General features: G+C 71.1%; 8 protein-coding genes and 1 pseudogene. 1 reads left to right on the top strand and 8 read right to left on the bottom strand.

Going from position 1 to position 14,836, the window contains the following annotated elements; all coding sequences use genetic code 11:
• Positions 1-127 precede the first annotated feature (127 nt).
• Positions 128-1,657 carry a helix-turn-helix domain-containing protein gene (locus QNO09_RS13945; protein WP_283970469.1) on the bottom strand — a complete coding sequence of 510 codons (1,530 nt, stop codon included), beginning with the start codon at positions 1,655-1,657 and terminating at the stop codon, positions 128-130.
• A gap of 84 nt (positions 1,658-1,741) precedes the next feature.
• Positions 1,742-1,942: a DUF4236 domain-containing protein gene (locus QNO09_RS13940; RefSeq protein WP_283970468.1), complete on the bottom strand. Its 201-nt coding sequence runs from the start codon at positions 1,940-1,942 to the stop codon at positions 1,742-1,744.
• Between the two features lie 263 nt (positions 1,943-2,205).
• On the opposite strand from QNO09_RS13940, the gene QNO09_RS13935 reads away from it, so the two are divergent.
• Positions 2,206-5,004 (top strand): aconitate hydratase, encoded by a 2,799-nt coding sequence (locus tag QNO09_RS13935; RefSeq protein ID WP_283970467.1) that lies wholly within the window; start codon positions 2,206-2,208, stop codon positions 5,002-5,004.
• Positions 5,005-5,125: 121 nt separating this feature from the next.
• Here QNO09_RS13935 and QNO09_RS13930 read toward each other — a convergent pair whose 3' ends face one another.
• From QNO09_RS13930 to QNO09_RS13905, 6 genes and pseudogenes are all read right to left on the bottom strand, one after another.
• Positions 5,126-6,481, bottom strand: coding sequence for an ABC transporter substrate-binding protein (locus QNO09_RS13930; RefSeq protein WP_283970466.1), 1,356 nt, complete (start codon positions 6,479-6,481; stop codon positions 5,126-5,128).
• Between the two features lie 87 nt (positions 6,482-6,568).
• Positions 6,569-7,864, bottom strand: coding sequence for a sugar ABC transporter permease (locus QNO09_RS13925; protein ID WP_283970465.1), 1,296 nt, complete (start codon positions 7,862-7,864; stop codon positions 6,569-6,571).
• A complete protein-coding gene (locus tag QNO09_RS13920; RefSeq protein WP_283970464.1) occupies positions 7,861-8,640 on the bottom strand; it encodes an ATP-binding cassette domain-containing protein in 780 nt (259 codons plus the stop codon). The genes QNO09_RS13925 and QNO09_RS13920 overlap by 4 nt, the downstream gene beginning before the upstream one ends.
• A gap of 15 nt (positions 8,641-8,655) precedes the next feature.
• The gene (locus QNO09_RS13915) at positions 8,656-9,738 is read right to left on the bottom strand and encodes a substrate-binding domain-containing protein (protein WP_283970463.1); all 1,083 of its coding nucleotides are present in this window, start codon (positions 9,736-9,738) and stop codon (positions 8,656-8,658) included.
• Between the two features lie 419 nt (positions 9,739-10,157).
• Positions 10,158-12,326: pseudogene (locus QNO09_RS13910) on the bottom strand (SpoIIE family protein phosphatase); the annotation flags it as partial.
• Between the two features lie 1,014 nt (positions 12,327-13,340).
• The gene (locus tag QNO09_RS13905; protein ID WP_283970462.1) at positions 13,341-14,399 is read right to left on the bottom strand and encodes a lytic polysaccharide monooxygenase auxiliary activity family 9 protein; all 1,059 of its coding nucleotides are present in this window, start codon (positions 14,397-14,399) and stop codon (positions 13,341-13,343) included.
• Positions 14,400-14,836: the final 437 nt, after the last annotated feature.

Raw genomic sequence — 14,836 nt, 5'->3', positions numbered from 1 at the left:
TCGACTGCACAAGATGCCGGAAGCTGCGGGAAGTCGCCGGAAAGTATCGGAGGGTGTTTTCCCGGGTCGACGGGCGAGTGCAGCGGCTATCGCCGCATGTGGCAATTGTGACGATTTACACTGTTTCTCAGATGTCCCGGAACGTCTCGATCTGCGCCCCGATGGAGTTCAGGCGCTCCGCCAGGTCCTCGTAACCCCGGTTGATGACGTACACGTTGCGCAGCACCGAGGTGCCCTCGGCCGCCATCATCGCCAGCAGGACGACCACCGCGGGGCGCAGGGCCGGTGGGCACATCATCTCCGCGGCGCGCCAGCGGGTCGGGCCCTCGACCAGGACCCGGTGGGGGTCCAGGAGCTGGAGACGGCCGCCGAGGCGGTTCAGGTCGGTCAGGTAGATGGCGCGGTTGTCGTAGACCCAGTCGTGGATGAGGGTCTGGCCCTGGGCGACCGCCGCGATGGCCGCGAAGAACGGGACGTTGTCGATGTTCAGGCCCGGGAACGGCATGGGGTGGATCTTGTCGATCGGCGCCTCCAGCTTGGAGGGCCGGACGGTGAGGTCCACCAGCCGGGTGCGGCCGTTGTCGGCGAAGTACTCGGGTGTGCGGTCGTGGTCGAGGCCCATCTCCTCCAGGACCGCCAGCTCGATCTCCAGGAACTCGATCGGGACCCGGCGCACCGTCAGTTCGGACTCGGTGACCACGGCCGCCGCGACCAGGCTCATCGCCTCGACCGGGTCCTCGGAGGGTGAGTAGTCGACGTCGACGTCGATGGTCGGCACGCCGTGCACGGTGAGCGTGGTCGTGCCGATGCCGTCGACCTTGACACCGAGGGCCTCCAGGAAGAAGCAGAGGTCCTGGACCATGTAGTTGGACGAGGCGTTGCGGATGACGGTGATGCCGTCGTGCCGGGCGGCGGCGAGCAGCGCGTTCTCGGTGACCGTGTCGCCGCGTTCGGTCAGGACGATCGGGCGGTCGGGGCTGACGGAACGGTCCACCTGGGCGTGGTACTGGCCCTCGGTGGCGGCGATGTCGAGGCCGAAGCGGCGCAGCGCGATCATGTGCGGCTCGACGGTGCGCGTACCGAGGTCGCAGCCGCCGGCGTAGGGCAGTTTGAACGAGTCCAGGCGGTGCAGCAGCGGCCCGAGGAACATGATGATGGAGCGGGTGCGGCGGGCCGCGGTGGCGTCGATCGAGGCCAGGTCCAGCTCGGCGGACGGCACGATCTCCAGGTCGACGCCGTCGTTGATCCAGCGGGTGCGTACACCGATGGAGCCCAGCACCTCGAGGAGGCGGTACACCTCCTCGATGCGGGCGACGCGGCGCAGCACCGTGCGCCCCTCGTTGAGCAGTGAGGCGCACAGCAGCGCCACGCACGCGTTCTTGCTCGTCTTGACGTCGATGGCACCGGACAGTCGGCGTCCGCCGACCACCCGCAGATGCATCGGGCCGGCGTAGCCGAGCGACACGATCTCGCTGTCGAGGGCCTCCCCGATACGCGCGATCATCTCAAGGCTGATGTTCTGGTTACCGCGCTCGATCCGGTTGACGGCGCTCTGGCTGGTTCCGAGCGCCTCGGCCAGCTGCGACTGTGTCCAGCCCCGGTGCTGCCGGGCGTCACGGATGAGCTTGCCGATGCGTACGAGGTAGTCGTCTGCCATGCGGCTGAGATTATCTCAGATATGAGATGTCGCCCGATCGGGAGGTCTGAACGGGTGACGGGACGTCGATCCCGCCCGGCGGCCTCAGTGTCGACGCTCCCTCGTGGTGCGCCGCCACCCGAAAGGTCCGGGCAGGTCCATCGATGTCGTACGACGTCCCGTGCTGCTGCGGGTGTAACGCGGGCCGTTCTTTCCGCCGCCGGTGGTGATGGACCAGGAGCGCTTGTTGATGTTCAGCCGCACCCCCGGAAGGATCCGGAAACTCTTGCGGAACGTGAGCGGCATGCCTGTCCCCTCCTCCGTCTTGGGTGGATACCCGGTTCGGATACCCGGGAAAAGGGCGCACATGACCGGACGGTGGGCGCCGGGGCATGACCATCCGGCACTCGTGTACTAGAGTTATCTCGACATCGAGATATCTGCCGAGTGAGCACCGCAGCCGCCACCCCGGTAAGGGCTACCTAACTTAGCCTTACCTTAGCGGATCGGCCAAGATGCCGTGGCGGCAGGATCGTGGTGGTACGCGCACATCAATGAAGGAGACTGTCGTGTCGGCGAACAGCTTCGACGCCCGCAGCACGCTGCAGGTGGGCGACGAGTCGTACGAGATCTTCCGGCTGGACAAGGTGGAGGGCTCGGCCCGCCTTCCGTACAGCCTCAAGGTCCTGCTGGAGAACCTGCTCCGCACCGAGGACGGCGCGAACATCACCGCCGACCACATCCGTGCCCTCGGTGGATGGGACTCGCAGGCCCAGCCCAGCCAGGAGATCCAGTTCACGCCGGCCCGCGTGATCATGCAGGACTTCACCGGCGTTCCCTGTGTGGTGGACCTCGCGACCATGCGTGAGGCCGTGAAGGAGCTGGGCGGCGACCCGGCGAAGATCAACCCGCTGGCGCCGGCCGAGCTGGTCATCGACCACTCCGTCATCGCCGACAAGTTCGGCACCAACGACGCCTTCAAGCAGAACGTCGACCTGGAGTACGGCCGCAACAAGGAGCGCTACCAGTTCCTGCGCTGGGGCCAGACCGCCTTCGACGAGTTCAAGGTCGTCCCGCCCGGCACCGGCATCGTCCACCAGGTGAACATCGAGCACCTGGCCCGGGTCGTCATGGTCCGCGAGGGCAAGGCCTACCCGGACACCCTGGTCGGCACCGACTCGCACACCACCATGGTCAACGGCCTCGGCGTGCTCGGCTGGGGCGTCGGCGGCATCGAGGCCGAGGCCGCCATGCTCGGCCAGCCGGTCTCCATGCTGATCCCGCGCGTCGTCGGCTTCAAGCTGACCGGTGAGCTCACCCCGGGCACCACCGCCACCGACCTCGTGCTGACCATCACCGAGATGCTGCGCAAGCACGGCGTCGTCGGCAAGTTCGTCGAGTTCTACGGCGAGGGCGTCGCCGCCACCTCGCTGGCCAACCGCGCCACCATCGGCAACATGTCGCCGGAGTTCGGCTCCACCGCCGCGATCTTCCCGATCGACGACGAGACCATCAACTACATGCGGCTCACCGGCCGCAGCGAGCAGCAGCTCGCGCTGGTCGAGGCCTACGCCAAGCAGCAGGGCCTCTGGCTGGACCCGAAGGCCGAGCCGGACTTCTCCGAGAAGCTGGAGCTCGACCTGTCGACGGTCGTGCCGTCCATCGCCGGCCCGAAGCGCCCGCAGGACCGCATCGTCCTCGCCGAGGCCGCCCGGCAGTTCGCCAAGGACGTCCTCAACTACGTCGAGGCCCCGGTCGCGCAGCAGCCCGGCGCGTCCGCCTCCCCGGTCGACGAGGCGAGCGCCGAGTCCTTCCCGGCCTCCGACGCCCCGGCCTACGGCAGTCAGGAGAACGGCGCCGGCGCGCCGCAGCACGCCGACGGCACCGGTGCCCCCGTCCCGTCGAACCCGGTCACCGTCACCGCCCCCGACGGCTCGACCTACGAGATCGACCACGGTGCGGTGACGGTCGCGGCCATCACCTCCTGCACCAACACCTCCAACCCGTACGTCATGGTCGCCGCCGCCCTGGTGGCCAAGAAGGCGGTGGAGAAGGGCCTGACCCGCAAGCCGTGGGTCAAGACGACCCTCGCCCCGGGCTCCAAGGTCGTCACCGACTACTTCGAGAAGGCGGGCCTGACCCCGTACCTCGACAAGGTCGGCTTCAACCTCGTCGGCTACGGCTGCACCACCTGCATCGGCAACTCCGGCCCGCTGCCGGAGGAGGTCTCCAAGGCCGTCAACGACCACGACCTCGCGGTCACCTCGGTCCTCTCCGGCAACCGGAACTTCGAGGGCCGCATCAACCCCGACGTCAAGATGAACTACCTGGCGTCGCCGCCGCTGGTCGTCGCGTACGCCCTCGCCGGCTCCATGAAGGTGGACGTCACCAAGGACGCCCTGGGCACCGACCAGGACGGAAACCCGGTCTTCCTCAAGGACATCTGGCCGACCGAGGCCGAGGTCAACGAGGTCGTCGCCAGCGCCATCGGCGAGGACATGTTCGCCAAGTCCTACAGCGACGTCTTCGCGGGCGACGCCCAGTGGCAGGCGCTGTCGATCCCCACCGGCAACACCTTCGAGTGGGACGCCGAGTCCACCTACGTGCGCAAGCCCCCGTACTTCGAGGGCATGACGATGGAGACCACCCCGGTCTCCGACATCTCCGGCGCCCGGGTGCTCGCCAAGCTCGGCGACTCGGTCACCACCGACCACATCTCCCCGGCCGGCGCCATCAAGGCCGACACCCCGGCCGGCAAGTACCTCACCGAGCACGGTGTGGAGCGTCGTGACTTCAACTCCTACGGCTCGCGCCGAGGCAACCACGAGGTCATGATCCGCGGCACGTTCGCCAACATCCGCCTGCGCAACCAGATCGCGCCGGGCACCGAGGGCGGCTACACCCGCGACTTCACGCAGGAGGACGGCCCGGTCTCCTTCATCTACGACGCCTCGCAGAACTACCAGGCCGCCGGCATCCCGCTGGTCGTCCTGGCCGGCAAGGAGTACGGCTCCGGCTCGTCCCGCGACTGGGCCGCCAAGGGCACCGCGCTCCTCGGCGTCAAGGCCGTCATCGCCGAGTCGTACGAGCGCATCCACCGCTCGAACCTCATCGGCATGGGCGTCCTGCCGCTGCAGTTCCCCGAGGGCCAGTCCGCCGAGTCCCTCGGCCTCACCGGTGAGGAGACCTTCGACTTCACCGGCGTCGAGGAGCTCAACAACGGCACCACCCCGCGCACGGTGAAGGTCACCACCGACACCGGCGTCGAATTCGACGCGGTCGTCCGCATCGACACCCCCGGCGAGGCGGACTACTACCGCAACGGCGGCATCATGCAGTACGTGCTGCGCAGCCTGATCCGCAAGTAAGCGGACCGGCACGGCGGTTCGAGGGCCGCGTTCCCGGGTGACCGGGGGCGCGGCCCGCGCCGTTCACGGCAGGACATCGCCGGTCTCGGCCCGGCCGTCGTCCTGCTGAGGGGCGGCCGGGTCACTCGCCGCGGTACTTCGCCGCCGCGGCCTGGGCGAGGTCCTGTGACTTCTCCAGGGCCGCGTCCACCGACTGATGACCGGCGATGGCCGCGGCGATCTGCTCGGAGACCGCCGTTCCCAGCACGGCGAACTCGGGAATGCCCAGGAAACCGATGCCGTCGTAGGGGCGGGGGGCGACGCCGGGATCCTTCGGGTCGGCGGAGTCCGTCGCGGCGCTGTACTCCTGCCGGTACCAGGCACCGGCCGCCTGCCGGTACTCGGGCTTCTCGTAGAGCGACTTGCGGTTCCCGGCGGGCGCCGAGGTCCAGCCGACCTGCTCGCCGACCAGCTCCTGGTACTCCTTGGAGGAAGCCCAGGAGATGAACTCCCAGGCGGCGTCCTTGTGCTCGGACGCCTGCTGGATTCCCCAGGCCCAGGTCCACAGCCAGCCGGCCTTGTCGGTCCGTTCGTGCGGGGCCTGGACGTAGCCCACCTTGCCCTTGACCGAGGAGCTGTCGGCCTCGACCGACGAGGCCAGCGAAGTGGCGTCGTACATCATGGCGCACTCGCCCGCGACGAAACGGTCCAGGATCTCCAGCACCCCCATCCGTTCGGCGCCGGGCTGGCCGTGGGTGCGGAGCAGGTCGACGTAGAACCCGACGGCCTCCCTGAACTCGGGCGCGGTCAGGCGGGCGTTCCAGTCCATGTCGTACCAGGTGGCGCCGAAGGTGTTGACGACCGTGTTGATCGGGGCGAGGTTCTGGCCCCAGCCGGGCAGGCCGCGCAGGCAGATGCCGCTCGCGCCGTCGGTGCCGTCGACCTGCGCGGCGAGGTCGGCGACCTGCTTCCAGGTCGGGTTCGGCGGCATGGTCAGCCCGTCCTTGCGGAACAGGTCCTTGCGGTACATCAGGAAGGAGCCCTCGCCGTAGAAGGGCTCGGCGTAGAGCTTGCCGTCCTCCCCGGTCAGCGAGGACGCCAGGTTCGGGAAGACGTCGCCCTGGTCGAAGTCCTTGTCCGCCTTCACGTAGGAGTCCAGCGGGGCGAGCCAGCCGTGGTCCGCGTAGATCGGCACCTCGTACGCGCTGACGCTCGCCACGTCGTAGTGTCCGGCCTGGGTCGCGAACTCGCGGTTCATCGTCTCCCGCGCCTCGTTCTCCGGCAGGACCGTGTAGTCGACGGTGATGCCGGTCTCCGCCGTGAAGTGCTTCGTGGTGAGCTTCTCGAGGGTCTGCACCTGTGGCACGTCCGTCGCGAGCACCCTGAGCTCGGCCTGCTCCTCGACACCGGAAACGTCGACGTCACCGCACCCGGCGAGGGCCAGGCCGGTGGCGGCCGTGGCGGCCACGGCGGCCAAGGTGAGGCGGCTGCGTTTCATGGCACTCCGGCCCTTACCCACCTTTGCCGTTTATTAGGCATCTAATGACAAAAGGGATACCGGACGTCTCTTGGTGCACGCCGTGGCTCACGGTCGGCCGCGTCTGGCCTGGGCCCGCCGCGACAGCGCGTCGGCCGCCACGGCGGCCAGCAGCACGCCACCCGTGATCATGAACTGCACGGCGTCCTGGACCCCCAGCAGCGCCATGCCCGAGGCGATCGACTGGATGACCACCACACCGAGCAGCACCGACCAGGGCGACCCCCGCCCACCGAACAGACTGGTCCCGCCGATGACGGCCGCCGCGATCGCGTTGATCAGCAACATCCCGGAGCCGGCGGCCCGTGCCGTCGTGGGGCTGGCCGAGGTCAGCCCCGACGCCACGAAAAGACCGCCGACCGCGGCCAGCGTGCCCGACACCATGAACATCGCGACGCGCACCCGCGACACCCCGATGCCGGCCCGGCGGGCCGCCTCGACCCCGCCGCCGAGCGCGTAGACCCGCCGCCCGTGGCGGGTGCGGCGCAGCAGGTAGTCCGAGACGACCAGGACCACCAGGAAGATCAGCAGCGCCAGCGGCAGCCCCTGGAACCGGTTGAGGGTGTGGGCCGCGGCGAAGGCGACCACGGCGAGCAGACCGGTGCGCAGCCAGATGTCACCCGCGGGCCGGTAGGGCATCCCGGCGGCCCGGTAGCGTCTCTGCCGGCGGCGGGCGGCCAGGAAGTAGCCGGCCGTGCCGAGCGCCGCGACCGCGTACGCCGCCAGGTCGTCGCCGAAGTGCCGGCTGGTCAGGGAGGCGACCAGGCCCTCCTCGTCGATGTTGATCGTGCCGCTCGCCCCCAGCAGGTAGAGCGTCAGGCCGTTCCAGATCAGCAGCCCGGCCAGCGTCACCACGAACGCGGGCACGCCGAGCCAGGCGAAGAAGGCCCCGTGGAAGGCGCCCACGGCCGTCCCCGCGGCCACCGCCACGATCACCGAGAGCCACTCCGGCACCCCGTAATTCACGTTCAGCACGGCGAAGGCGGCCCCCGCGAGCCCGCTGACGGAACCCACCGACAGATCGATCTCGCGGATCAGCAGGACGAACACGATGCCGACGGCGACCAGGCCGGTCCCGACGATGTCCACGCTGAGGTTGGACAGGTTGCGCGGCGAGAGGAACTTGTCGTCCAGGCTTTGGAAGACGATCCAGATCACGAGCAGCCCGGTGAGGACCAGGATCGGTCCCCGCTCGCCGTTCCCCACACTGACTCGGATCCCCCGGACGTACTCCCGCAGGCCGTCCCGCCGGCCGCGGGCGCGCTGCTCGCCGCCGGTGGTGACCGGCCCCGCGCTGCCCGGCTCGGACGGTCCGCCGTCGCGGTGCGTCCCGCCGCGGCTCACGGCCAGGCCTCCTCGTCCCCCTTCGTGCGATGGGCGACGGCGTTGTCCGCCGCCCCCGTGACGGAGGAGATGATCTGCTCCTGGGTCACCGTGCTCACGTCGAACAAGCCGTTGTTACGGCCCAGCCGCAGTACGGCGACCCGGTCCGCGACGGCCTTGATGTCGCCCATGTTGTGACTGATGAGGATGATGGCCATACCCCGGTCGCGCACCTCCTCGATCAGGTCGAGCAGATGGCTGGTCTGCTCCACGCCCAGGGCGGCGGTGGGTTCGTCGAGCAGCAGCACCTTGGGGGCACCCATGAGCGAGCGGGAGATCGCGACCGCCTGCCGCTGCCCGGCCGACAGCGCGGCGACCGGCATCCGCACGTCGGGGACGCGGATCGACAGGGCGCGCATCAGGTCACGGGCACGGCGCTCCATCTCGACCTCGTCGAGGATGCCCACCCGGTCGATCTCGCGGCCGAGGAACAGATTGCCCACGACATCCAGGTTGTCGCACATGGCGAGGTCCTGGTAGACGGTCGCGATGCCCAGGGCGTGGGCGTCGTGCGGGCGTTTGATCTGCACCGGCCGGCCCTCCCACTCGATGACGCCCCGGTCGGCGGGGCTGACCCCGGAGATCACCTTGATCAGGGTGGACTTGCCGGCCCCGTTGTCGCCCGCCAAGGCCACCACCTCACCGGCCCGGACCTTCAGGTCGACGTCCACGAGGGCCTGGACGCCCCCGAACCGCTTGGTGATGCCGCGCAACACCAGCACGGGTGGATGGACCACGGAGAACCACCTCGCTCACCGGGTGAGCCCGGCCCGGTCGCAGGCCGGGCGGAGCTTCGGGGTGCAGATCTGGCCGAGCGTGTAGACACCGTCCCGTACGAGCGTGGGGACGATCGTCTCGCGCGTCACGGCCGTCGGGGTGAGCAGGAGTGCCGGGACGCCCTCGTTCGTGGGGCTGTCCACCGTCGTCGTGACCAGGGCGTCGATGTCCTCGCCACGCGCCAGGGCGACGGCCATCGCGGAGGCCGCCTCGGTCTCCAGCCGGAACGGCTTGTAGACGGTCATGTACTGCTCGCCCTTGACGATGCGCTGCACGGCCTCGAGGTCGGCGTCCTGCCCGGTGACCGGGGGCAACGGCGAGACACGGGCGCTCTTGAGCGCCGCGATGACACCGGCGGCGATCGAGTCGTTGGCCGCGAGCACCCCGTCGATCCGGCTCGGGCCGAGGTCGCTGATCGCGGCGGACATGTGGTCGTTCGCGTTCTCCGTACGCCACCCGAGGGTGTTGTACGACTTCAGGATCCGCACCTCGTCCCGGAGGACGGACCGGGCCCCGCCCTCGTACCAGGCGGTGTTGGGGCTGGACGGATCCCCGTTCATCATGACGACACCGCCGCCGTCGGCCCTGGCGCCCATGCCCTTGAGGAGTGCGCGGCCCTGGAGCCGGCCGACCTGGCCACCGTCGAAGCTGACGAAACCCGACACCGGGCCCTCGGCGAGCCGGTCGTAGGCGAGGACCGGGATGCCCTCGCGCCGGGCCGCCCGGACCGAGGAGCGCAGGGCCTTGGGGTCGACGACGTCCAGGATCAGGGCCGAGACGCCCCGGGTGATCATGGAGTTCATCTGCTGCCGCTGGCTCGCCGCGTCGTTCTCGGCGTTGGCGTACACGACCGTGCAGTCCGGGCACAGCTCCTTGATCCGCTCCTCGATCAGGGGCTTGTCGGACTTCTCCCAGCGCGGCACGGCCCGGCTCGGCAGCAGCAGCCCGATCGTCAGGCCGCCCCCGCTCTCCCCGCCGCTGTCGGAACACCCCGCCAGGGACACGGCGAGCACGACCGCCAGCAGCCACGCGGCACCACGCCGGCTGAGACCACGCATCAGGCACCTCCCGGGTCGGGTCGGCCCTGGCGCGGGTCGCCGTGGTGGCTGGTGGTGGGGTCGCTGTGGTGGTGCGTGAGGGGATCGCTGTCGCGGTCGGGGGCGGGGTTGCTCTCGTGGTCCGTGGCGGGGTCGGCGGCGCGGCCGGTAGTCGGGTTGCTGTGGTGGTTGGTCGCGGGGCCGTCGGCGCGGTCGGTGGCCGGGTTGCTCTCGTGGTCCGTGGCGGGGTCGCTCTCGCGGGCCGGGGGCCGGTCGGCGCGTTCCCGGCCCTGCTCGCGCGCCCTGCGGCGGTCGCGGTTGCGGCCCAGGCCCCAGGTGCGGTCACGGCCGAGGCCCCACCCGCGGCCCGGCCTGCGATCCGCCTCCGGCACGGTCTCCGGTTCCGGCTCCGGCTCCGGCTCCTCACCGGGTTCCGCGTCCGGGTCCGGGCGGGTGACGACGATCTCGCTCCACACCTGCTTGCCACCGCCCACCGGCACCGAGCCCCAGGCCGCCGACACGGCCTCGACCAGGAAGAGCCCCCGGCCGCCCGTCGACTCCCAGTCCACGACCACCGGCTTGGCCGGCGCCCGGGGCGAGGAGTCGCTCACGGTCACCCGCAGCCGATCCGCCGCCAGGGTCAGTTCCACCCGGACCGCGCCCTGTGTGTGCACCAGCGCGTTGGTGACCAGCTCCGACACGACCAGCAGCGCGGTGTCGGCCTCGTCCGAGATGCCCCACGAACGCAGCGTGCGCGCACTGAACCGGCGTGCGTGCATCACCGCGTCCGGCAGCCGCCACACCACCCAGCCCGCCCGCACCGGCCGTACCGTCATCCCGTCGTAGCGCAGCAGCAGCACCGCCACGTCGTCCTCACGGCGCCCGGCCTCGCCGAGCAACGCGTCGGCCATCCGCCCCGGGTCCGCGGGATCGGCCGCTGCGAGCGCCTGACGTACGAGCCGCATCCCCTCGTCCAGATGGAGATCCGCCGACTCGACCAGGCCGTCCGTCACCAGCGTGAGCACCGAGCCCGGGGCCAGCGCCAGCGCCGTCAGCGGGAACTCCGCGTCGGCGAGGACGCCCAAGGGGAGTCCACCCTCGACCGCGATCTCCGCGGTGCCGCCGTCGGGGTGCCGCACCAGCGGGGCCAGATGCCCGGCCCGCACGAACAGCGCGTTGCCCTCCTCCATGTCCAGCTCGACATAACAGCAGGTGGCGAACAGGTCGGTCTCCATGCCGACGAGCAGCCGGTTGGCGTGCGCGACGACCACGTCCGGCGGATGCCCCTCCACGGCGTAGGCCCGGACCGCCGTACGCATCTGGCCCATGATCGTCGCGGCTCCGGCGCTGTGCCCCTGCACATCCCCGATGACCAGGGCCACCTTGCTCTCCGACAGCGCGATCACGTCGTACCAGTCGCCGCCCACCTGGAGTCCGCGGCGGGCGGGCAGATAACGGGCCACGGCGATGCCCCCGGGCAGCTGGGGGAGCCGGCGCGGCAGCAGACTGCGCTGGAGCATCGTCGCGAGTTCCTGCTCGGCGTCGTAGGCGTGCGCGCGTTTCAGCGCCTGCCCGACCAGCCCGGCGGTCGCGGTCAGCAGAGCCCGCTCCTCGGGGGCGAACTCGTGCGGGGTGTCCCAGCCGATCAGGCACACCCCGGCCACCCTTCGCTTGGCCGGCAGCGGCAGCACCGCCAGCCCTCCGGGGCCGATCCCCGCGAGCCCGGGTTCCAGCACGGAGCCCGTCGGCCACAGGCTCAGCCGCCCGTCCCGCAGCGCCGCCTGGAGCGTGGGCAGGGCGGTGACCGGCGCGTCGGGCCACTCCGAGCGCCATTCACGCCGCCACAGCTCCGGCCAGGCACCGGGACCCGGTGGATCGAGCACGGTGACCGCCAGCCGGTCGTCCAGCAGCTCGGCGAGCGCCACCCGGTCGGCACCGAGCGGCTCACGCAGCGCGGCGACCACCACACGGCTGACGTCCCGGACGGTCATGGCGTCGTCCAGCGCGGCCGTCAGCCACTGGATCCGGGCCACGTCGCTGGCGCTGCGGCGCAGCACGGGCGCCGCCGTCACCACGCCCAGCACCCGCTCCGGGGCACCCTCGGGCCCTTTCAGCACCCGGCAGCTCAGCCGCAGCCAGCTCAGTTCACCGGTGGGGCGGCGGACGCGGAACTCCAGCTCACGGCGGCCCGGCGTCTGCGCGGACGGTTCGATGACCGACATCAGGGCGGGGACGTCCTCCGGGACACTGCACGAGAGCAGGGTGTCGGTCTTGCCGTCGAAGCCGCCCGCGGGGATGCCGATGAGTTCGAGCAGGGTGGAGTCCGTCTCGACCAGCCCGGTGCCGGGCGACAGGGCGAAGGAACCGACCCCCATGGCACGCAGGGCCGGATCCAGCACCGGTGAGGGGGCCGACCGGTCGGCCTCGCCCCGCAGCCGCTCGGCGACGGCCTCGGCATACCGCTCCAGGAACTCCCGCTGCTCGGCCCCGAACCCCTCCCCGGCCTCTCCCACGACGAGGAGACAGCCCAGCCACCCGCCGCCGGCCCCCAGCGGCAGCGCCCCGAGCGGGACGGAGGCGGCCGTGCCTTCCTCCCGGCCGGCGGGCATCGCAGCGGCGCGCCACACCGGCCGCCCCCGCAGATAGGCCTCGGCGACGGGCGAGCCGTCGCCGCCGGTGCCCGACGGGTCCAGGGGCGCCGGGGCGTTGGCATCGCGGGGAGTGGGGGAGGGCGATGAGGTGAAAGAGGGTGATGAGGCAGGGGAGGGCGACGAGGCGGGGGAGCGCGTACGGTCCGGAGCGGGGTTCGAGCCCGGTCCGGGAGAAGCGCCCGGCCCCGAGCCGGGAGCCCCCTTCACGGCAGTTGTGACCACGCGCCCCGGCACCTCGTAAGACTGCGCGGACCCGGCCGCGGCCACCTCCGCCAGCCCGAGTTCCGTGCCGTCCTCGCACCGCACGTACACCGCTGCCAGGGCCACCCCGGCGAACGCCAGCACGCGCGCCCGGGCGGCGAGCTCCGGCGTGGGACGTGACGGACCGGTGCCTCCGCTTCCCGGCGCCCGAAGGCCCGGGGCCGCGGCCCGGGCATCGCCGTAATGGGGCATGTTCCGCATCCACCTCCCGTCCATGCCGCAGCCACCGGCAGGTGGGAGTCCCGGAACTCAGGTGATCGACGACGCGGGCACGGGAGCGGCTGCGCGGCGTCGCGCCTCCCATGGTGGATCCACGCCGCACATGAGCGGCAGGGCACCCTCCAACAGAATCGCACACATGGATATCTGCGACATATGGGGCGAACAGCCGGGTTCGGCCGACGGTGCCCGCCGGGTCCCGGTGACCCACCCCGCCGACTTCCGCCGCGCCCGAGTCGGGCGCTGCTGCGCGCCCCCGGCCTGCCCACTCGCGCCCGCCGAATCGGCCGCGGCCCCTCTCGCGCCCCCGTCGAGTCGGCCGCGGCCCTCGCCCTCCCCCCCCCCGCACCATGGCGTCAACCCGCGAGGTCAGATCCCCGGCGAGGGGCCGGGCCGTTGTGCTCCGGCCGTACGCCGTCCTACGGCACCTGCCGTGCCGGCGGGCCCGGCCATCGGACCTCTCCGGTCACCGGGCCCGCCATGGGGGACGGTTCAGCCCACCCGGCAGGGCAGGCCGCTCGCGCTGTCACCCCCCGGCCCGGAGGCGACGTAGCCGAACGTCGTGCTCTTGCCCGGGGCGAGGGAGCCGTTCCAGTCGGTGTTGTGGACCATCACCGCCTGGCCGTTGTAGGTCGGACTGCCGCTCCACAGACTCTCGACCTTCTGGCCCGACGGGAGGGTCCAGTCGACCATCCAGCCGAGCATCGGGACCGTGCCGGTGTTGGTGACGGTCACCTCGGACTGGTAGCCGCCGTTCCAGGTGCCGGTGGTCTTGCGGGTGGCCGTGCAGGTGCCGGGCACCGGCTCGGACGGGGTGCCCGGCTGCTTGATGCCGGTCACCTCGCCGTTGCCGCCGTCGAAGACCACGTCGGAGCAGGAGTAGAAGGTCTCCTGGCTGTCGGAGCGCTGCCAGACCATGTAGATGATGTGGCGGCCCGACTTGTTGTCGGGGAGCTTCCCGGCCCAGGAGTAGTTGGCCTCGACCGTGCCCGGGGAGCCGTTCAGCGGCGGGTGGTCGACACTCAGGAACGGCCGCTCCTCCATGTCGTTCCAGGTGAGCGTCTTGGTGGGGTCGAAGCCGTCCTTGGTGATGTAGACGTAGAACCAACCCGGGTGCGCCGCCCAGGCGTTGTACGAGAAGTCGACGGTCGCGCCCGAGGTGAGATGGGTGAGCGGCCAGTCCTTGCTGGGCGTGTTGAACCCGGTGAAGTTGGGGTTGCCGCCGCTGCACAGCTCGCCGTCCGGTACGAAGCCCCGGGTGCGGCCGGCGCCGTCCGAGCGGAGCACCGAGAACCAGTTGTAGAACGGCGTCGTGCCGCTGACCTGTTGTGCGCCCCGGCACGCGGGGTTCACCGGCTTGATCTCGCCGGTGTCGGTCAGCCCGTCCTGCCAGCACAGGAACGTACGGCTGCCGGGCTTCATGGGGGTGCCGTGCGCCTCCGCCTCGCCACCGGCCGTCATGACCAGGCCGATGGCCGGGACGGTGACGAGGAGGGAGAGCAGCACCAGTAAGAGGGCTCTGGCCCGGTGGGGGAGCGCTGATCGTGGCATCGCGGATCCTCCCGGTCGGCTTGTCGTGATCATGACAGCATCATCCGTTCGTGGGGGTACGGGCCTGCGGATGTGTGTGCACGGATGCGCGGGGTGGGGGCACTCGAGGGCGGGTTCCGGTCCACCGTTATGGGAGCGCTCCCACCCCGCCTGTTGCGGAAGGTAGCGCCAGTCGGCCCGGTTGTCTACGGCCGGCGCACCGGGTCCTGGTGCGTACCTCGGCGACAAGTGGCCGGTGCTCCCGGTCGTCCATCGGGAGCCGGTACTCCCGGAGGTCCGCCGCGGGCCGGTGCCCCCGGAGGTTCGCCGCCGAACGCCCTGTCCCACGAGCCGGCGGTGCCGTCGTCACGCGAGCAGCACGCCGTCGCCATCCCCGTCGCGGTCCCTGCCCCCCCCCATTCCCGTCGCGGTCGTCCCCGTCGTCTCCCCGCCGCCGG

The sequence above is a fragment of the Streptomyces sp. 378 genome, from assembly GCF_030124145.1.
Lineage (GTDB): Bacteria > Actinomycetota > Actinomycetes > Streptomycetales > Streptomycetaceae > Streptomyces.
The sequence above is the reverse complement of the archived record's forward strand: the minus strand, read 5'-3'. Positions and strand labels throughout refer to the sequence as shown.

Excerpts from the sequence above, each read along its gene's own strand:
- QNO09_RS13945 (WP_283970469.1), bottom strand. The coding sequence starts at position 1,657 with ATGGCAGACGACTACCTCGTACGCATCGGCAAGCTCATCCGTGACGCC.
- QNO09_RS13930 (WP_283970466.1), bottom strand. The coding sequence starts at position 6,481 with ATGAAACGCAGCCGCCTCACCTTGGCCGCCGTGGCCGCCACGGCCGCC.
- QNO09_RS13915 (WP_283970463.1), bottom strand. The coding sequence starts at position 9,738 with ATGCGTGGTCTCAGCCGGCGTGGTGCCGCGTGGCTGCTGGCGGTCGTG.
- QNO09_RS13940 (WP_283970468.1), bottom strand. The coding sequence starts at position 1,942 with ATGCCGCTCACGTTCCGCAAGAGTTTCCGGATCCTTCCGGGGGTGCGG.
- QNO09_RS13905 (WP_283970462.1), bottom strand. The coding sequence starts at position 14,399 with ATGCCACGATCAGCGCTCCCCCACCGGGCCAGAGCCCTCTTACTGGTG.